Here is an 18,910-nt window from a genome sequence, read left to right on the forward strand (position 1 = left end):
CGCGGCCGCTGTTCCCGTGGTCACGGGCATCAGCCCGGCCGTCCCCAGCGCCACTCCGAGAAGAACGGGTATCGCGTGTTTTCCAGCCATTTCAAACTCCCCGCCAGCGTTGAATTCAGGCTCTAGGCGATGTCATTCGAAATATGAGCGACATCTCCACGGAACCCGTTATATCGACCACCGGAAAGGGGAGCCCCCACGACCTGCGGGCCTTACCGAAGGATCGCCGACTGTTCTCCGTCCGTTGACGCTGGATGAACGAACGTCCGGCACGGCCGTGCCCCGCGCGGAAAAGGCGCGGGATCGGTCGAACGGAAGGTCACGGGGAGCGGAGCCCGTGAAAAGGCCAGGGAAGCGGCGGGATCAGCGGGCGCCCGCCTCGAGCCGGTAGACGGAACCACCGAGGCTGAGGGCGTAAAGCTCGCCTTCGTGGTCCTCCCCGAAGGACGACAGCTGCTCGACCCGGCCCACGTCCTCGCCGAGCCCGGGACGGTCCGCGGCGACGGACCTGACCCATCCCGCGCAGAAATCACCGTAGAGAAAACGCCCCGCCAGATCGGGAATGCGTGTGCCCCGGTACACAAAACCCGCGATGACCGAGCAGTTCCCTCCCTCGTGCAGGGGATACTCGATGACCGGGTCGACCGTTCCCGCTTCCGCCTCTCCCTTGAAGGGATGTTTTCCCTCCTTGCGATTCCATCCGTAGTTCACGCCGCCCTTTCCCTTCGGTGCGAAATCGACCTCCTCCCAGGAGTTCTGGCCGACGTCGCCGATCCACAGATCGCCCGTCTTCCTGTCGAAGGAGAACCGCCAGGGGTTGCGCAGACCGTAGGCCCATATCTCGGGTCTGGCTCCCCTCGTGCCTACGAAGGGGTTGTCTCCCGGCACCCGGTACGGTGTGCCGCGCGGGTCGATTCTGAGGATCTTCCCCAGCCAGGTGCCCGTGTTCTGGCCGTTGCCCTGCGGGTCTCCCCCGCTGCCGCCGTCGCCGAACGCGATGTAGAGGTAGCCGTCAGGCCCGAAGGCGAGCTGCCCGCCGTTGTGGTTGGCGTACGGCTGCCGCTGGAAGAGCACGTCCCTGCGCGCGGTGGCCTTGCCGTCGGCGAAGGCCCACTCGGTGACGTGGGTGTTCCCGTCGGCGTCGGTCCAGTCGAGGTAGAGGAAGTCGCCGTCCGGGTGGAAGGCGACGCCGAGCAGACCCTGCTCGTTTCCGTCGCTCACCTCTGAGGAGAGGTCGACGACGGGGTCCGGCACGACCTTGCCATCCCTCACCGCGCGCAGTCGTCCGGTCTGCTCGGCGATGTAGAGCGTCTGGTCGCCCTTGCGCACGGCCATCGCCACCGGCATGTCGAGCCGGGCGAACTCGATGAACCGCACCGGTGAGACCGACGGCAGGGCCGCGGGACCGGACGCGGCGGGGGCGGAGGTGGAACAGGCCGCGGAGGAGGCCATCAGCACCGCGCACAGCACGGCGGGCCCGGTCCTGCGGAAGATCGACGTGTTCCTCATGCTTCAATCATGAGTGACGCGCTCCCCCGGCGCCGGACGTCGGACCCGGCGTTCTTCCGGACCCGGCGAGCCGGTGAACGCGCCCGATCTCAGGATCTAGACTGCGGGCATGCCTTCAGCACTGATCACGGGCGCGACGGCCGGCATCGGTGCCGCCTTCGCCCGCCGTCTGGCCGCGGACGGATTCTCCCTCATCCTGGTCGCCCGCGACGAGGAGCGCCTGACCGCCTCCGCTGAGACTTTGCGCCTGCGGTACGGGGTCGAGACCGAGGTGCTCGCCGCCGACCTGGCCACCGAGGAGGGCCTGGAGAAGGTCGAGGGGCGGCTCCGCCGGGGAGTCGACCTGCTGGTCAACAACGCCGGTTTCGGCCACCCCGGCTCGTTCCTCGAGGTTTCCGTCTCCGACGAGCTGCGGATGCTGAAGGTGCACTGCGAGGCGGTGCTGCGGCTGACGCTGGCCGCGCTGCCCGGCATGCGGAAGCGTGACCGGGGCGCGGTTGTCAACGTGGCGTCGGTCGCGGCGTTCTTCAACCGCGGCACCTACAGCGCCTCGAAGGCGTGGGTGGTCAACTACAGCGAGTCGACGGCCGCGGAGCTGGTGGGGACCCGCGTGCGGGTGATGGCGCTGTGCCCGGGGTTCGTCAGGACCGAGTTCCACGAGCGCGCCTCGATGGACACCTCCGGCATCCCGAGCTTCCTATGGCTGTCGGCGGACGACGTGGTGAACGAGGCCATGCGTGACCTGGCCCTCGGCAAGCGGGTGAGTGTGCCCGACCTGCGCTACAAGGTCATCGTCGGGGTGGGCAAACTGATCCCCCGCGGCCTCGCGGCCCGGTTTTCCCGCGGCCTCGGCCGCAAGTAGCGCGGCTGGCCGTACGGCCCGCGGACAGAGCCCGCGCCCGGCACCGGCCGCCACGCGCGGGAGAGCCGCCGGGGCGCCCGGAGGACGGACAGGGCCGCCAGGACGGTGGAAGGACCCGTGCCGCAGGAGGGGGTTGCGGCGCGGGCCCTTCCGGTCTGCGGGACCGGTCAGACGTGGAGGTTGGCCGGGTGGCCGATCGCCAGGCCGGAGACCGGGTCGAAGAAGTGCAGGTTGCGGGTGTCGACGACCAGCTCGACGGTCTGGCCGGGACGGACGTGGCTGCGGGAGTTGACGCGGGCGGTCCACAGCGACTTGTCGCCGACCAGCGGCAGGGTCGCCTCCTCGTCCTCACCGGCGTCGGCCGCGGCGACGGTGTCCTGGTGCTGAACCGGCGGGGCGTCGATCAGGAACAGGACGTTGATCTCGGAGCCGAGCTCCTCGGTGACCTCGGCACGGACCTGCAGGCGGCTCCAGCTCCCGGCCGCGCCGTTGGCGGCGACGGCGTCGTCGAAGTCGGAGGGCCGGATACCCAGGATGACCTTCTTGCCGAACCACTGGTCGAGACCGGGCTTGTCGGCGAAGCTCTCGTTCGGCACCGGCAGCTTGAGGCCGGCGAAGGAGACGAAGGCACCGCCGTCGCCGCGGACCAGCTCGGCGTTGACGAAGTTCATCGACGGTGAGCCCATGAAGCCCGCGACGAACAGGTTGACCGGGCTGTCGAAGAGGTTCTGCGGGGTGTCGACCTGCTGGAGCAGGCCGTCGCGCAGGACGCAGACGCGGTCGCCGAGGGTCATGGCCTCGACCTGGTCGTGGGTGACGTAGACGGTGGTGACGCCGAGGCGATCGTGCAGGGTGTTGAGGGAGGCGCGCATGGAGACGCGGAGCTTGGCGTCCAGGTTGGACAGCGGCTCGTCCATGAGGAAGGCCTGCGGCTCGCGCACGATGGCGCGGCCCATCGCGACACGCTGACGCTGACCGCCGGACAGGGCGGCGGGCTTGCGCTTGAGGTACTGCTCAAGGCCGAGCATCTTGGCGGCCTCGTTGACCCGCTTGGAGATCTCCGCCTTGGGCATCTTGCGGAGCTTGAGGCCGAAGGCGAGGTTCTCCTCGACCGTCATGTGCGGGTAGAGCGCGTAGTTCTGGAAGACCATGGCGATGTCGCGGTCCTTCGGAGGCAGGTGGTTGACCACCCGGCCGCCGATGGCGATCTCACCGCCACTGATGTCCTCAAGGCCGGCGATCATGCGCAGGGCGGTGGACTTGCCACAGCCGGACGGGCCGACCAGCACCATGAACTCGCCGTCCTTGATCTCAAGGTCAAGGCCGTTCACGGCTTTTACACCGCCTGCGTAGATCTTGTCGACTTTGCTGAGAACGATGGATGCCATGGACAGTCCTTAGCGCCTCGGGCCAACCCCGCGTTCACCCGACATGGATACGTTTTCATGCATCTCACAGGAAAGGATGATCCATGTCAAGGCCTTGCCCGGTACTGCCTAGTCAATGCGGCCTCCGTTATCTCTCCGCACTGGATCGAATACGGAAAACATGATGGAATCGTTTCCATGAACATGCGTCGTACGACCATCAAGGACGTCGCGGAGGCGGCGAGGGTCGGGGTGGCCACGGTGTCGCGGGTCCTGTCCGGCGGATCGGCCAGCCCCGAGACCAGGGAGCGGGTACTGACGGTCGCGGCCCAGCTCGACTACCGGCCGAGCGCGCTCGGCCGCAACCTGCGCCAGCAGCGCTCGGGGGGGATCGGGCTGTTGCTGCCCGACATCACCGACACCTTCTACGGGCGCCTGGCCGACGGCGTGCTCGCCTGCGCGCGTTCCGCGGGCGAGCCGGTGATCCTGGGCACAACGGGCGACGACGAGGAACGCGAGGCCGAGCTGATCGGCATGCTGCTCGAACAGGGCGTCGACCGGGTGATCGCGGTGCCCTCTGGAGACTCCGAGATCTGGGCCCCCACCCTGCGGGCGGGGCTCACCACGGTGTTCGCGCACCGCAACGCGGCCGGGCGGGACGAGGTGCCCTCGGTGCTGGCCGACGATCGTACGGGCGTGCGGACCGCGATCGACTACCTGACCGGGCTGGGCCACCGTCGCATCGCCTACCTTGGCGGCCCCGGGCAGAAGCAGCGCCTGGCCGCCTTCCGGCAGGCGCTCGGAGCCCTGGTCGACGAGGAGCTGATCGTGCTCGCCCGCGGCACCAGGGACTCCGCGTACGCCGCCGCCGCGGGGCTGTTCCAGCACCGCCCCGACCTGACCGCCGTGCTGGCCGGGGGCAACCTGCTGGGTGAGGCGGCCGTGCTCGCCGCCAGAGAGCTCGATCTGCGGGTGCCGAGGGACCTTTCGCTGGTCATGTTCGATGACGTGCCCTGGGCCGAGCTGTGTTCTCCCCCGCTGACGGTGATCGCCCAGCCCGCGCGGGACATCGGCTACCGCGCGGCCGAGCTGGTGCTCCGCGCGGGCGGCAGGCGCCCGCGCGGCGTGCTCCTGCCGACCGAGCTGATCGTCAGAGGGAGCTGCGGGCCTAGAGGGACTTCTCGATCGCCGCGATGACGGCCGGGTCGTTGGGCTCAACGCGCGGGCGGAACCTGGCCAGCACCTCCCCGTCCCGCGAGACCAGGAACTTCTCGAAGTTCCACTGGATGTCCCCCGCCTCGCCGTCGGCGTCCGGCGTCCGGGTGAGCGAGTCGTACAGCGGGTGCCGCCCCTCGCCGTTGACGTCCGCCTTGGCGAGCAGCGGGAAGTCGACACCGTAGGTGGTCGAACAGAACTCCTGGATCTCTTCCGGGCTGCCGGGCTCCTGCCCCATGAACTGGTTGCAGGGGACCCCGACGACGGTGAACCCCGCCTCGCCGTAGGCCTTCTGGAGCTCGACCAGCCCGGCGTACTGCGGAGTCAGCCCGCACCGGGAGGCGACGTTCACGACGAGGACGGCCTTGTCTCCCGCCAGCTCGGCGAGCGTGGTCGGCACGTCGGTGAGAGTGTGGAGAGGAATATCACGAATACTCATGATCTGCACCCTAATCCCGCTGTCATGTTTAAGAGTTATGTCGCCCAAAAGGTGAAATGTGATAGACGCCACAGGCGAGGCGCCGCCCCCCTCACCAGGCAACTGATCCTTTTCTAACCGATCTTTGACAAGAGCGTTGACAAATCATGTCGACCTGGTCGGCCGGGAATCGCTGAGGCATCGTGACGGCGTCCCCCGAACCCGGCGAAAGGCCACTTTCCTATGCCGACGCTACGCCGTACCAGCGTGCTGCTGGTCACCTCGGCGCTCGCCGTCAGCACCACCGCCACGGTCGCGCAGGCCTCCTTCGCGTCCGCCTCGGCGGCCTCCTTCGCACAGCTGAGCAACCGGGCCATCGCGGCGCCCATGGTGTCCGCCAGAGGCTGGAGCAAGGGCCAGTTCGGCTGTCTCAGCCGGCTGTGGACCCGGGAGAGCAACTGGAACCACAGGGCGCACAACCGCTTCTCCGGTGCGTACGGCATCCCCCAGGCTCTGCCCGGCGGGAAGATGGCCAGTGCGGGCCACGACTGGCGAACCAACCCCAAGACACAGATCAGATGGGGCCTGGGTTACATCAAGCAGCGCTACGGCTCGCCGTGCGGAGCGTGGTCGCACTTCCAGTCACGCGGCTGGTACTAGATCCAAACCCCAAGGCGGGGTGATTTTCACTTCCCTGTGCCCCCCAGGTAAATCACCCGCGGTCAGGCGGTCCCCGCCGAACCACCCGTAGACCGCGAAGATCGGGCAAACACCTTCCCTCCGCGTGTCGCAGGCACCTGTCGCCGCTCCCCCGGCGTACTAGAAAGCCGCCTAGAGAAACACGTCGCGGTGTCTCATGCCGGAAACGGGCCGGCGAGACCACGCGGGCGTCCCCGCCCGAGCCACGGGCGCCGGATCGTCAAGCGCACGAGGGACCAAGGTCCCCCGAGCCCTCCCGCACGCGGCCAGCGGACAAGGATGAAAGTGAACAGCTACCGTGTTCTGCGCAACACCGTTCTGACCATGCTCGCCGCCTCGACCGTGATCGGATCGGCGGCGATCGGACGGGCTGAGGACATCAGCACGGCCGAGAGCGTCGGCCTCACCGAAGAGGTCGGGACCGCCGAGGGCGTCGGTCTCACCGAAGAGGTCGGCACGGCCGAGGGCGTCGGCCTCAGCGAGGAGGTCGGCACGGCCGAGGAGTCGGAAACGACCGAGGGGATCAGGCAGGCCGAGGAGTCCGCGGCGTCGGCCGCGAGGTCGTCGGCCAGGAGGATTCACCGGGCCGTCTGGTTCACCAGGGCTCGGCCGAAGGTCAGGGCGGTCGCGGGAACATCCAGGAGCAGGAACAAGGCGATCGCGTTTCGCCTCGTCTCCCGCCGTTCATGGTCCCAGAACCAGTTTCAGTGCCTGGACAGTCTGTGGACCAGGGAGAGCAACTGGGACCACGAGGCACACAATCCGTCATCGGGTGCCTACGGCATCCCCCAGGCTCTGCCGGGCTCGAAGATGAGCGGCATGGGCGTGGACTGGCGGTCGAATCCGATCACGCAGATCCACTGGGGACTGCGCTACATCAAGAGCCGTTACGGGTCACCGTGCGGCGCCTGGGGTCATTTCCGGTCCAGCAACTGGTACTGACCGCACGAGGAGTGCCCAGGGGAAGGGAACACTCCTCCGACGCCCGGGACCGCCGGGTCCCGGGCGTCACCTTTCGAGCCGCTCGAGCACACGCGGGGCACGCGCCGCCACCCCGTTCAGGGCACCGTACGGCCGGGCAGGCAGGGGCGCACGTCCGGCGGGGTGCGGGGCGGGGCGAGACGGAGGCTGAGCAGGGCCGCGGCGAGGCCGCAGGCGGTGGCGAACAGGTGTCCCAGATCCCAGATCGTGTGCGTGACGAACACCGGCAGCACGACCCCGGCCCCGAGCGCCATCGCTCCGGCGATCCGCCACCGGCCGCGCATCAGCACCACCGCCGCGGCGCACCCGGCGACCATGATGTAGCTGACGCCGACATCGGTGGTGTGCGCGAGCCTGGCCGGGGCCTTTCCCGTCTCGATCGCGTGCCACTCGACCACGGCCGTCAGCAGCGACCCGAACACGTGCCCGCACAGCACGATCACGATGATCCGCGGCGTGCCGTACCTGGGCTCCGCCCATGCCACGACGGAGGCGAAGACCGCAACGTAGAAAACCAGCCCCGACCCCTTGTCGGCGACCCAGAGCGCGCTGTCGGCCAGCGCGATCAGCGGCCGGGTGCTCAGATGGGCGAGGTTGGTGCTCTGGATGGTGGTGAGCAGGTTGATGAGCGCCCTGGGGGCCGTCTTCTGCAACAGGGTCGAGCTGGTGAACACCGCGATGTAGACGAAGGTCGCCGGGGCGGCGAGCACCCACGCGTGCAGCCCGCGCGTGTACGGCGAGAGCCGCCCGACCACACGCCCGGCCCATGCCCACCACCGGGCCAGCCCTCGAAGCGCGTACCACGCGAGTGTCACAACCAGGAAGCTCGTGATCATCAGCGACCCCCCGCCGCCCACTTTACCCAGAGGGGATAGGCGAGCCGTCCCCGTGCCCGCGACGCCGCCAAAAGGCACAACCTAGGATCCGTCGAGCACGCTCAGGCCCAGGAGCAGGGCCTGACGTTCCTTGGTGGTCAGGGTCTCGTACGGCACGGCCGCCCTGTGGTTCGTCTCGGCCTCGATTCGGTCGCGGAAGGGCCCCGAGGCCAGGCCGACGATCTGGGCGGCGGTGAGACCGGCGTCCTGCCAGGCGGCGGCATGGGCGTCGGCGCGGTGGTAGCGCAGCGCGGCCAGCCGGTTGAACAGCAGCACCCCCTCGGGCGTCCCCTCCGGCTCGTACGGCGGCGCGGCCTGGGCGAAGGCCTCACCCCCGCTGCCCCCGCTGCCCGCGGCGGCCACGACGAGCCGCCCGGCGAGGTCGGCCAGTTCGGGCAGCCGGTCGGCGTGAGCCTCCCACATCTCCCCGGTCACCGCCGCGTGCAGCCCGTACAGCTCCGTGATGAAGCCGAGCGCCCTGCCGGTCGCGCGCAGCGTGCCGCCTCGGCCTGCGGCGAGGGTGCCCTGGGCGATCTGAACCGCGACCTCGGCGTCGTCGAAGGGGTTGTAGCGATAGAGCGCGGTCAGCCCGCCGGGAGTGAGCGGCCGGGCGGGAAGCACGTATCTGAGATCGACCAGCAGGTCCGCGTGCAGTTCCCATCGCTCGACGAGCTCCCGGCCGCGCGGCCTGCTCGCGATGTGGACGCCGAGGTGAACGGCGTCGATCAGCGGAGCGATCGACGCCGCGTAGCCGGGCAGATCATCGAAGCGTGACATGCTGCGCTATCTTTCCGCATTTTCCGCGAACCAGGAGTACCTGGGCAGGGGATCAATAGCCCACCGGCTGGATATGTGCGCCCAAAGCAGATGTTTTTCCTTCATGGAGGAAAAACATGGAAGTCAGCGGATGACGGCGAAGACCGCGGCTCCCACGGCGACGGCCATCGTGCCGAGCCAGGCGATGACGGCGTCGGCCCGGTCGTCCAGAGGCCTGCCCTCGTGCAGGGCGTGCTGGACGCGCCGGTAGCGGATGCCGGTGCGGGCGAGCAGGAGAGCGCCGCTCACCGCGGCCAGGGCGAAGGGGACGACGGTGAGCGGGGAGACTCCGGCGCGCAGCGCCACGCCTCCCGCGCCCAGGCTGCCCACCGCCAGCACCGCGGCGGTACGGACCCAGGCCAGCCGGGTCCGTTCGCTCTGCAGGCCCTCGTCCCAGAGCGGGATCATCGGCCCATCAGGATGAGGATCAGGGCGAGCACGGCCACGGTCGCCACGCCGTACCCGAGGATGGGGGCGATGGCGGGCGCGGGCAGCGGCGCCGCGTTGCGCAGGGCGCGCTGGACCCTGCGCCAGCGAGGGTAGGCCATCGCGGCGCACAGGGCCGACAGCGAGACCAGGGTGAGCGCCAGCACGGTCCGCATCCAGGGGACGAAGACGTCGGCGGAGACGGCGGCCATGGCGACACCGCCCGCGCTCAGCGCCAGCGAGGTACTCAGCCAGGTCAGAAAGGTACGTTCGTTCGCAAGGGTGAATCGGGGGTCCGGTTCGTCCCGAGATGGGTCCATATTGCCGACGCTAGTTCAGCCATATTCCCCATCGAGAACCCGGGATTGCGGAAAGCCTCTTCGCAGTCCGGCCCCCCCGGGCGCCCGCCCGGAGAGGCCTCTCCCTCCCGGGTCCCGGGGCGCCGTCAAACCTCAGCTACAGGCGGCGGTCAGCTGCTTGATCCAGTTCACCGAGTCGGTCGCGACCTGCTGCGCGGCGTCGACGGCGCTGTTCGCGTCGGTCACGTTCAGCTTCTCCAGGCTGCTCGCGACCCCGTCGGCGGCCTCCTTGAGCGTGGTGTTCGACGCCTTGTCCGCCAGGTCGCCCAGCTTGGCGGCCCCGTCGTTCAACGCCTTCTCCATCGCGTCGGGGTCGTCGGCCAGACCGGCGATCTTCTTCACCGTGTCGGTGACGATGCCCGTGGCCTGCAGACACTGCTGGGCCTTGTCGACACCGTCGGAGACCTGCTGGATCTCCGAGCATCCGGTGGTGATGAGAACAGCGGCCAGCGCCGAGGCGGCGAGGACGGGGATTCGTCGCGGAAGGGGTCGCATGCCCAGACCCTACCCAATCCCCCGGTACGGCAGGCGCGACCGCACCGGTCTGTCACCCCGCCGCAATCCGCGCCCCGCCTGTCTCCGCCCGGGGCCACGGGAACGGACCCCGGACGTGCGGAAGGCGGAGAAGTAAAGTGGAGTCGCCCGTTGCGCCATCGTCAATCACCGCTGCGGGCCGCCTGTGACGCCGTCCGGGCGATCCCCACCGGAACCGGCCCCGCTTCGCGGGCCGGGGCGTGGGAAGAGGCGAACGAGCGGGAGAACGGCTCTGGCCGTACGATCAGCTCAGAGATCCATACAAGGGGGAACATGTCCACCTGCGCCCACCTCGAACAAGCCCAGGACCCGTCCCCTCGCACGCCCGAGGGGTGCGAGGAGTGTCTCGCTTCCGGAGGAAGCTGGGTTCACCTACGCAAATGCCTTTCGTGCGGGCACATCGGCTGCTGTGACTCGTCACCGAGCAAGCACGCGACCGCCCATTTCAAGGAGATCGGCCACCCGGTCGTCGCGTCCTTCGAACCGGGCGAGACCTGGCGGTGGTGCTACGCCGACAACCTCATCGGCTAGCCCCACCGCGACGTCCTCGCAGGCCAAAGGCCACTCCCAGGCGTTCGGGAGTGGCCTTTGGCCATCGGTTAGCGACCCTGCAGGCCCTTGACGTTGTCGCCGAAGCTCCAGCTCCTCGATCCATCCCAGTTGATGGACCAGGTCATCAGACCCTTGAGCTGGCCGCCGAAGGCGTTCCAGCTCTGGGAGACCAGGGAGGGCGCCATGTAGCCGCCTCCGGCTCCGGGCTGGGCAGGCAGGCCGGGGACCTGCTTGTCGTAGGGCACCTTGATCGTGGTGCCCTGGATGACCAGGCCGTTGTTCAGGCAGGTGGTCTGGGCGGTGAAGCCCTGAACCGTGCCCGCGGAGTAGGAGTCACCGGAGCAGCCGTACATGCTTCCGTTGTAGTACTGCATGTTCAGCCACCAGAGGCGGCCGTTGTCGGCGTACTTCTTGATGATCGGCAGGTAGGCGCCCCAGATGGAGCCGTAGGTCACGCTGCCACCCGTCACGTACGCCGTCTCCGGGGCCATGGTGAGGCCGAAGTTGGAGGGCATCTGGGCGAGCACGCCGTCGATGATGCGGATGAGGTTGGACTGGGACGCCGACAGCTGGTTGATGTTGCCGGCGCCGGACAGACCGGTCTCGATGTCGATGTCGATGCCGTCGAAGTTGTACCGCTTGAGGATCGGCACGACGGTCGCGACGAACTTGTCGGCGACGGTGCTGGAGCTGAGGTCGATGCCGGCCGTCGCGCCGCCGATCGACATCAGGATCGTGGCACCGGCGGCCTTGGCCGCGCACATCTCAGCCGGGGTGGAGACCTTGACGGTGGCGTCCATCCCGTCCTCCCACAGGACGGTGCCGTCGGAGCGGATGACCGGGAACGCGGCGTTGATCACGTTGTAGCCGTGCTGCAGGATGCGGGGGTCGTTGATCGGGGTCCAGCCGAACGGCGGGTGCACACCGTTGATCGCGCCGTCCCAGTTCTCCCAGTACCCCTGGATGACCTTGCCCGCGGGCCTCGACTTCACCGCGCACGTGCCATCGGTCGGCGAGACGGTCGGTGAGGGGGAGACGGTCGGCGAAGGCGAGACCGTCGGGGAGGGCGAGACCGTGGGCGAGGGCGAAACGGTCGGCGAGGGCGAGACCGTGGGCGAGACCGTCGGGGTGGGGGAAGGCGACGGCGAGGGTCCGCCGGGTCCGTCGAAGCTGACGTCGTCGGCGTAGTAGGTGCCCTGCCCGTACCAGCCGTGCAGGTAGACCACGGCGCTGGTCTGGTTGGCCCCGGTGGTGAAGGAGACGGTGAGCTGCGTGTACGTCGTCGCCGACGAGGTCCAGCGGGATGAGCCGCCGTTCACGCCGAGGTACACGTAGCTGCCGCGGACCCAGGCGCTCAGTGTGTAGGCGGTGTTCGGCTGGACGCTCACGGACTGGGTGCACTGGGCGGTGTCTGAGTTGCTCACCGCACCGGCGAGTGCCTGTGTGCCGGAGTGAGCCGGGGAGCTGACGACCGACCCCAAACCGCCGGTACAGGACCAGGGCGAGAGGGCTCCGGTTTCAAAACCCGGATTCACCAGCAGATTGGCCGCTTGTGCGGATGTCTGTGTGATAAGGACGCCCGCGGTGGCCAGCAGTAATGACACTGCCAGCGCCATCAGGCGGGGGATTCGCTTCATGGGGGGTGACAACCCTTCTGTCGCCCGGACACGAAAAGTCACCGGGCATTGACGACGCAGCGGAGGGTTGCGAGGCCGCGGTGGGGGGACTCGCGAGCAACAGGTTCAAGGAATTATCGAGACAAATTAGGTCAATGTCCATGACATGTTCAATTCCGACAATGTCAACATCTGCAGCTCCGTGCCCGATTTTCTCCAGGCCGTCCAGATTCCCGTACGCTCGCGTCTCCCAGCCCGCAGCGGATGAGCGACGAGGGAAGGCACCGGCACTGGGGCGCCCAAGCCCGCGACGCCGCCAGGCGTCGCAAACAAGCACGCCCTAGTCCCGCTCCAGGGTGGCCTCTTCGAAGTCGAGCTCGTGCATGACCCTGTTGAGCACCTCGTCGTCGATGCGGCCCTCGTCGCGAAGCCGTACGAACACCTCGCGACCCGCCGCGAGCATCTCCCTGCGCAGCCGCCGGTAGACGGTGCTCGGCGTCTCCTCGCCCTGCGGCCCCGTTCCGCCGCCGAGACGTTCCCACGCGGTGAGCGCCCGGCGTTCCGCCCGTGACCTGAGCTGCTCCACGACCTCCTGGTGCACGTCGGCGACGTCTTCGGCGACCAGTTCGTCGAGCCGGGCCAGTTCGGCGTCGGCCGCCGCCTGCTGGGCCGCGGCCTCGGAGAGGTTGTCGTTGAAGATCTCCTCCTGGTTGGAGATCCGCAGCCGCCTGATGAGCGCGGGGAAGGACATCCCCTGGACGAGCAGGGTGCCGATCACCACGACGAACGTGAGGAAGAGCAGCGTTGCCCGGCCAGGGAACCCGGATGGGATGGCGAAGGCCGCGGCGAGGGAGACCACCCCGCGCATGCCCGCCCAGCTGACGATGACCACGTTCTGCCAGGGCGGCGGATGCGGCTCACGCCTGCGAACCCCGCCGGACAGGATTCTGGGAAGGTAGATGCTGGGCACGACCCAGACGATCCTGGAGAGCACGGCGGCGGCGAAGACCGCCAGTGCCATGCCGGTGAGCTGCCAGGGGTTCTCGCCCCGCAGCTCTGTCATGATCGGCCAGAGTTGCAGGCCGATCAGGGCGAAGACGATCGTCTCCAGGAAGAAGTCCACGACCCGCCAGACGGCGTCCGACAGCAGACGGGTGCCGAAGCCCGCCCTGGGCATGTGGTGGCCGATGTAGAGGCCGACGATCACCACGGCGATCACACCGGAGACGTGCACGGCCTCCGCCGCCAGGTAGACACCGAACGGGATGAGCAGCATGACGGTGTTCTCGACCAGCGCGTCCCGCAACTTGAGCAGTATCCGGGTCAGGCACCAGGCGAGCACGAGCCCGACGACCACACCGCCCGCCGCCGAGTAGAGGAACCTGCCCACGGCGTCCAGCCAGCTGATCCCCTCCCCCATCGCGGCGGCGATGGCGACCCGGTAGGCGGTGAGCGCGGTCGCGTCGTTGAAGAGGCTCTCCCCCACCAGGATGGCGACCACCTTGCGGGGCAGCCCGAGCCTGCGGGCGACCGCGACGGCGGCGACCGCGTCTGGCGGCGCCACGATCGCGCCCAGCGCGAAGGCGGCGGCCAGTGGCAGGAACGGCAGCAGCAGATGGACGACCCAGCCGATGACCAGTGTGGTGAACAGCACCAGCCCGATCGACAGCAGCGCGACCGGGCGCCGCACCGCCTTGAGCCTCAGGTAGGAGCTGTCTATGGCGGCGGAGTAGAGCAGGGGCGGCAGGAAGACCAGCAGGATCAGCTCGGGGTCCAGCTCGTAGCCCGGCACGAACGGCGAGAGCACCAGTCCTGCCAGCACCAGAAGCAGGGGGGAGGGCCATCCTCTGCGCCTGGCCACGGCGGCCACCGCGATCGCGATGATCGGGACAACCAGAAGCTGTACGGCTGACGCCTGATTCATCCCACTCCTCGCCCGCTTATGGGTGATCAGACTACGGGACGGCCTTCATCGCCCAGCGCGTGCCCAACCCTGCGAGCGGTACAGGGAGCGGCGATGTCCACCACGGCGCCGGCCGTTCCCGCCGTCTCAGCGTCTCACCGGTCGAGGGTCACCAGTCGCGGCGCTCTTCCCGGTCGTCGCGGTGCCGCTCAGGGCGGAGCCGCTCGCCGGTCGAGTGCGACGGATCCTGGGCGCGAGAACGCGACCGCCTCTGGTCGGACTGCTGTCCTCCGAAGATGCCCAGCGGGTCGGAGGGGTCCACGTCCTGTTCCTGATAGGCGGGCGGCGAGCCGTACAGGTCGCGCAGGTCCGCCGGATGGCCCGCCTGCTGGCCGCCGAACGCGTAGGGGTCTGGCTGCGCCGGGGCCGGGTAGCCGTAGGAGTCGGGCTGGCCCGTCGTGTACGGCGACTGCTGGGCCGGGAAGCCCGAGGGGTCGGTCGAGTGTCCGGGGGAGGCATAGGGGTCGGGGCCCGCCGGGTGGCCAGAGGTGGGGAACTGGTCGGCGTGCGGCGTGAAGGGATCCACGGGGCGCTGCCTGACGGCCTGGGTGGCGTAGGGGTCGGCGGGTTGCTGGGACGGCACGCCGTACGGATCCGGCTGCTGGGCCTGGGGGGGCACGCCGTACGGGTCGGGGCGGTGTCCCTGCGGGGCATACGGGTCGGGCTGCGCGGAGGGTGCGCCGTACGGGTCGGGCTGCTGGCCCTGCGGCGCGTACGGGTCGGGCTGCGCGGAGGGTGCGCCGTACGGGTCGGGCTGGCGGGACGGGGCGCCATACGGATCGGGCTGCTGGGGCGTGCCGTACGGGTCGGGGCGGTGTCCCTGCGGGGCGAACGGGTCCGGCTGCTGGGGGGAGACGCCGTAGGGATCGGGCTGCTGGGACGCGTAGAGGTCGCCGGGCATCTGGTACGCGGGCTCTCCCGCGCCGAGCCCGAGCGGCTCGGCGGGCTGCGGCTGCCCGTAGGACAGGGAGTCGTTGACGATCATGTTCTCGCGCGGCACCACGTCGGCTGGGCCGTACCCGGCGACCGGGCGCTCCTGGGACCGGTCCGGAGGCGGGACCGCTCCCCTCGCGACGAGCACGTCGGTCGGGCTGAGCGCGGCGACCGGGCGCGGCTCCTCCGCGGAGACGACCTGAGTCGCCGCCGGGTCGGGGTACTGCTGCGGGCTCGCGTAGTCCTCAGGCCGAGGCCTGGCGTACTGCCCGGTGCCGGGGAACTCCCCGTGGTCCTGGTAGCCGGCGTGGTCGGCCTGGTGGACGGGCTCGCCGACCTCGTCGGGGTACTGCCCCCCCGCCTCGACGAAACCCTGGTCAAGGGTGTCGACCAGACGCCCGACGTCGTTCATGGGCATGCGGAAACTCGCGGTGCACATCTCACCGCGCCACAGGCTCAGCACCAGGGTGCCTTCGTGCCATGTGACCCGGAGCACCCGCTCCTGGCCACGCTCGTCAAAGAACACCTCGCCGAACGACGGCAACGGGACAACTTCCGACATGGAGGACATAGTGCTTTAACCAGCCTTTATTCGTCCACTCAACCTCGGGAAACCCTACCGAACCGGTCTTTCCGTCCCCACCTTCCGTCTCGGCGACACCGAGATGGACGATCTTCTTTGACCTTACGAGGTCGGTGATCCGGATGATCCAGCCAGTTTGCCACGCGGTGCGAGGCTCACGTTCCGGAATACCGGGATGCGTCCATGAGATGACTCCCCGGAGCCAGCCTCGGTTGTCAGGGGGAGCCGGTACGGTTGGCTGTCGTGCCGACCGACTCGATCGCTCCCGCTGAAGACGTCTCCTCGACGGTGTCCTCCGCCGCCTCCCCCGCGGTGGATCTGCCCCCGGTCGAGGAATTGCTGAGCACCGCCGTGGCGGCGGTCGGCGGGGTCGAGCGCCCCGGCCAGATCGAGATGGTGCGGGCGGTCGAGCACGCGATCAGCTCGGGAGACCATCTCGCCGTCCAGGCGGGCACCGGCACCGGCAAGTCCCTGGCCTATCTGATCCCCTCGATCCGGCACGCGATGACCTCCAAGGGCGCCGTGGTCGTCTCGACGGCGACCATCGCGCTGCAGCGCCAGCTCGTCGACCGCGACCTGCCCAGGCTCTCCGAGGCGCTCACCCCGCAGCTTCCGCACCAGCCCACGTTCGCCATCCTCAAGGGCCGCCGCAACTACCTGTGCCGCTACAAGGCCAGTGCGGGCTGGCCCGACGAGGAGCAGGACCAGCTCTTCGACCCGCGCGAGGTGAACGCGACCGGGCGGATGGTCCAGCGCATCCAGGAGTGGGCCCAGGAGACCGAGACCGGTGACCGCGACGAGCTGGTCCCGGGCGTCAACGAGCAGGCCTGGCGGCAGTTCTCCGTGAGCTCGCGGGAGTGCCTGGGCGTGGCGCGCTGCCCGAGCGGTATGGAGTGCTTCGCCGAGCTGGCCCGGGGCCGCGCGGGCGAGTCGGACATCGTCGTCACCAACCACGCGCTGCTGGCCATCGACGCCATGGAGGACTTCCCGCTGCTGCCCGAGCACGAGGTGGTCGTGGTCGACGAGGCTCACGAGCTGGTCGACCGGGTCACGTCGGTGGTGAGCGGCGAGCTGTCGGAGGCCATGGTCGCGGTGACGGTGCGCCGGGTCGGGCGGTTGATCGAGCAGGCGATCTCCGACCGCCTCATGGAGGCGGGAGAGGACCTCAAGGCCCTGCTCGCCGCCGCGCCCGCGGGGCGCCTCGACGAGCTCCCCCAGGTGCTGGGGATGACGCTGGCCCTGGTCCGCGACGCGGCCTGGGCCTGCATCACCGCGATGGGCCCCAGGTCGGGCGGCGACAAGGACGACCCGGAGAGCGCCGGGCTGCGCAAGGCGGCCTTCACCGCCCTCGACGAGGTCCACGACACCGCGCAGCGGATGCTGGATGCCTTCGGTCACGCGGAGGAGGTGGACAGGGCCGAGGTGGTCTGGCTTGAGGCGGCGACCGACCGGCGCCCGCCCCTGCTGCGGATCGCCCCGCTCACCGTGGCCGGAATGCTCCGTGACAAGCTCTTCGGCGACCGTACGGTGGTCCTGACCTCGGCGACGTTGGCCCTGGGCGGCGCCTTCGACGGCCTGGCCCGCCAGTGGGGCCTCGGGAACGGCAAGGACGCCAAGGCCGGCTGGGCGGGGCTGGATGTCGGCTCCCCGTTCGACCACCCGCGCAGCGGCATCCTCTACATCGCCAAGCACCTGCCCCAGCCGGGACGCGACGGCCTGCCCGAGGCCTACCTCGAGGAGATCATCGAGCTGATCGAGGCCGCGGGAGGCCGGACCCTCGGCCTGTTCTCCTCCATGCGCGCCGCCAAGGCCGCCACGGAGGCGCTTCGGGAGCGGCTCAGCGTGCCGCTGCTCTGCCAGGGCGACGACTCCACGATGCTGCTGGTCAAGCAGTTCGCCGAGGACGAGCCGACCTGCCTGTTCGGCACCCTGTCCCTGTGGCAGGGCGTGGACGTGCCGGGGCCGTCCCTGCGGCTGGTGATCATCGACCGCATCCCGTTCCCGCGTCCCGATGACCCGCTGAGCTCGGCTCGCCAGCGCCACGTCACCGCCAAGGGTGGCAACGGTTTCATGTCGGTCGCCGCGACCCACGCCGCCCTGTTGCTCGCCCAGGGCGCGGGCCGCCTGCTGCGCAGCCAGCACGACAAGGGGGTGGTCGCGGTCCTGGACCCCCGCCTCGCCACAGCCCGCTACGCCGGTTTCCTCCGCGACTCGCTGCCGCCCTTCTGGCCGACGAACGACCCGCTCAAGGTCCGCGACGCGCTCAGGCGCCTCGGGAAGGCCTAGCCGGGGCCGAGGGCGCGGGGGAAGACACCGCAGCCGGGGCAAGGGCCCCGCCCCGGAGGAAGGACGTCGCGGTCAGTCGCGGTCAGGGAAGCGGCCCAGATCGGGGCGCTTGGGGGCGAGGCCGTCGCCCGAGGAGCGCCCGCGTAGACGGCGGACGACCCAGGGACCGAGGTGCTCGCGCACCCACTGGGCGTCCTCGCGGCGCCTGACCCCGGACGCCGCCCGCTCACGCGGCGGCCAAACCCTGCGCCAGTCGTCGTCGCATTCGATCCCGAGCACGTCGCACACCTTGGCGGCCACCATCCGGTGCCCCTCCTCGTTCATGTGCAGGCGGTCGTCGCTCCAGGCGCGCCAGTCGCGCAGGCCCTGCATCGACCACTGGTCGACCAGGTGGCAGCCGTACAGGTCGGCGATGGACCTGACGTGCATGTAGAAGATCGCGAACGTACCGCGAGCCCGGCGCATGATCGGGGTGTCACGCGGGTCGACGCCGGTGAACAGCAGCACCTCGGCGCCGGTGACCCGCAGGTCCCGCACGGCTCCCGCCAGCTTCTTGGCCATCCTGTCGGGGTCACTGCCCGGGCGAAGCAGGTCGTTGCCTCCGGCGCAGAGACTGACCAGGTCGGGCCGCATCGCGACGGCGCGCGGGACCTGGTGCTCGACGATCTGGTCGATGAGCCTGCCCCGCACAGCGAGGTTGGCGTAGCGGAACTCCGGGTCGAGCGCGGCCAGCCGCTCGGCGACCCGGTCGGCCCAGCCCCGGTAGGGCCCGGCCTCCGCGGGGTGCGCGCCCGCGGGGCCCGGGTCGTTCAGGCCCTCGGTGAAGCTGTCGCCCAGAGCGACGAAGGAGCGGTAGCCCACTATGGCGTCTCCGTGACGGCCCGCGGCGCGACCGCGCGCGCCGACAGGGCCGCCC

17 protein-coding genes and 1 pseudogene are annotated in these 18,910 nt (G+C 69.6%); 6 read left to right on the forward strand and 12 right to left on the reverse strand.

Annotation, left to right across the window (positions count from 1 at the left end; all coding sequences use genetic code 11):
• Positions 1 to 363 precede the first annotated feature (363 nt).
• Entirely contained in the window at positions 364 to 1,509 is a 1,146-nt protein-coding gene (locus AB0395_RS18055; protein ID WP_366281857.1) for a PQQ-dependent sugar dehydrogenase, read from the reverse strand.
• A gap of 109 nt (positions 1,510 to 1,618) precedes the next feature.
• Between AB0395_RS18055 and AB0395_RS18060 the strand changes: the two genes are divergently transcribed.
• A complete protein-coding gene (locus AB0395_RS18060) occupies positions 1,619 to 2,371 on the forward strand; it encodes an SDR family oxidoreductase (RefSeq protein WP_366281859.1) in 753 nt (250 codons plus the stop codon).
• A 167-nt stretch (positions 2,372 to 2,538) separates the two neighbouring features.
• Here AB0395_RS18060 and ugpC read toward each other — a convergent pair whose 3' ends face one another.
• Entirely contained in the window at positions 2,539 to 3,759 is a 1,221-nt protein-coding gene (gene ugpC / locus AB0395_RS18065) for a sn-glycerol-3-phosphate ABC transporter ATP-binding protein UgpC (RefSeq protein WP_366281861.1), read from the reverse strand.
• Between the two features lie 177 nt (positions 3,760 to 3,936).
• On the opposite strand from ugpC, the gene AB0395_RS18070 reads away from it, so the two are divergent.
• Positions 3,937 to 4,935 carry a LacI family DNA-binding transcriptional regulator gene (locus AB0395_RS18070; RefSeq protein WP_366281863.1) on the forward strand — a complete coding sequence of 333 codons (999 nt, stop codon included), beginning with the start codon at positions 3,937 to 3,939 and terminating at the stop codon, positions 4,933 to 4,935.
• Here AB0395_RS18070 and AB0395_RS18075 read toward each other — a convergent pair.
• A complete protein-coding gene (locus tag AB0395_RS18075) occupies positions 4,907 to 5,392 on the reverse strand; it encodes a glutathione peroxidase (protein ID WP_366281864.1) in 486 nt (161 codons plus the stop codon). The two genes, AB0395_RS18070 and AB0395_RS18075, sit on opposite strands and share 29 nt — an antisense overlap.
• 348 nt (positions 5,393 to 5,740) lie before the next feature.
• On the opposite strand from AB0395_RS18075, the pseudogene AB0395_RS18080 reads away from it, so the two are divergent.
• Together AB0395_RS18080 and AB0395_RS18085 are read left to right on the forward strand one after the other, a co-directional pair.
• A pseudogene (locus AB0395_RS18080) lies at positions 5,741 to 6,031 on the forward strand (lytic transglycosylase domain-containing protein); the annotation flags it as partial.
• Between the two features lie 324 nt (positions 6,032 to 6,355).
• Entirely contained in the window at positions 6,356 to 7,012 is a 657-nt protein-coding gene (locus AB0395_RS18085) for a lytic transglycosylase domain-containing protein (protein ID WP_366281866.1), read from the forward strand.
• 116 nt (positions 7,013 to 7,128) lie between these two features.
• On the opposite strand, the gene AB0395_RS18090 is transcribed toward AB0395_RS18085, so the two are convergent.
• The 5 genes from AB0395_RS18090 to AB0395_RS18110 form a co-directional block, all read right to left on the reverse strand.
• Positions 7,129 to 7,887, reverse strand: a complete 759-nt coding sequence (locus tag AB0395_RS18090; RefSeq protein WP_366281867.1) for a rhomboid-like protein — start codon at positions 7,885 to 7,887, stop codon at positions 7,129 to 7,131.
• Between the two features lie 81 nt (positions 7,888 to 7,968).
• The gene (locus tag AB0395_RS18095; RefSeq protein WP_366281869.1) at positions 7,969 to 8,703 is read right to left on the reverse strand and encodes a hypothetical protein; all 735 of its coding nucleotides are present in this window, start codon (positions 8,701 to 8,703) and stop codon (positions 7,969 to 7,971) included.
• Between the two features lie 123 nt (positions 8,704 to 8,826).
• Positions 8,827 to 9,150, reverse strand: a complete 324-nt coding sequence (locus AB0395_RS18100) for a DUF202 domain-containing protein (protein ID WP_366281871.1) — start codon at positions 9,148 to 9,150, stop codon at positions 8,827 to 8,829.
• Positions 9,147 to 9,488, reverse strand: a complete 342-nt coding sequence (locus tag AB0395_RS18105) for a DUF202 domain-containing protein (protein WP_366281873.1) — start codon at positions 9,486 to 9,488, stop codon at positions 9,147 to 9,149. The genes AB0395_RS18100 and AB0395_RS18105 overlap by 4 nt, the downstream gene beginning before the upstream one ends.
• A gap of 132 nt (positions 9,489 to 9,620) precedes the next feature.
• Entirely contained in the window at positions 9,621 to 10,022 is a 402-nt protein-coding gene (locus AB0395_RS18110; protein ID WP_366281875.1) for a hypothetical protein, read from the reverse strand.
• A gap of 312 nt (positions 10,023 to 10,334) precedes the next feature.
• Between AB0395_RS18110 and AB0395_RS18115 the strand changes: the two genes are divergently transcribed.
• The gene (locus AB0395_RS18115; RefSeq protein ID WP_366281877.1) at positions 10,335 to 10,592 is read left to right on the forward strand and encodes a UBP-type zinc finger domain-containing protein; all 258 of its coding nucleotides are present in this window, start codon (positions 10,335 to 10,337) and stop codon (positions 10,590 to 10,592) included.
• Positions 10,593 to 10,660: 68 nt separating this feature from the next.
• On the opposite strand, the gene AB0395_RS18120 is transcribed toward AB0395_RS18115, so the two are convergent.
• From AB0395_RS18120 to AB0395_RS18130, 3 genes are all read right to left on the reverse strand, one after another.
• Positions 10,661 to 12,250 carry a glycosyl hydrolase family 18 protein gene (locus AB0395_RS18120; protein ID WP_366281878.1) on the reverse strand — a complete coding sequence of 530 codons (1,590 nt, stop codon included), beginning with the start codon at positions 12,248 to 12,250 and terminating at the stop codon, positions 10,661 to 10,663.
• A 319-nt stretch (positions 12,251 to 12,569) separates the two neighbouring features.
• On the reverse strand, positions 12,570 to 14,153 hold the full coding sequence (locus tag AB0395_RS18125) for a Na+/H+ antiporter (RefSeq protein WP_366281880.1): 1,584 nt from the start codon (positions 14,151 to 14,153) through the stop codon (positions 12,570 to 12,572).
• A gap of 148 nt (positions 14,154 to 14,301) precedes the next feature.
• Positions 14,302 to 15,687 (reverse strand): hypothetical protein, encoded by a 1,386-nt coding sequence (locus AB0395_RS18130; protein ID WP_366281882.1) that lies wholly within the window; start codon positions 15,685 to 15,687, stop codon positions 14,302 to 14,304.
• A gap of 309 nt (positions 15,688 to 15,996) precedes the next feature.
• Here AB0395_RS18130 and AB0395_RS18135 point away from each other — a divergent pair, with 309 nt between their 5' ends.
• The gene (locus AB0395_RS18135; RefSeq protein ID WP_366281916.1) at positions 15,997 to 17,994 is read left to right on the forward strand and encodes an ATP-dependent DNA helicase; all 1,998 of its coding nucleotides are present in this window, start codon (positions 15,997 to 15,999) and stop codon (positions 17,992 to 17,994) included.
• Positions 17,995 to 18,066: 72 nt separating this feature from the next.
• Here AB0395_RS18135 and AB0395_RS18140 read toward each other — a convergent pair whose 3' ends face one another.
• Positions 18,067 to 18,858, reverse strand: a complete 792-nt coding sequence (locus AB0395_RS18140; RefSeq protein WP_366281918.1) for an SGNH/GDSL hydrolase family protein — start codon at positions 18,856 to 18,858, stop codon at positions 18,067 to 18,069.
• Positions 18,859 to 18,910 lie beyond the last annotated feature (52 nt).

The sequence above is a fragment of the Streptosporangium sp. NPDC051023 genome, assembly GCF_040689595.1.
Lineage (GTDB): Bacteria > Actinomycetota > Actinomycetes > Streptosporangiales > Streptosporangiaceae > Streptosporangium.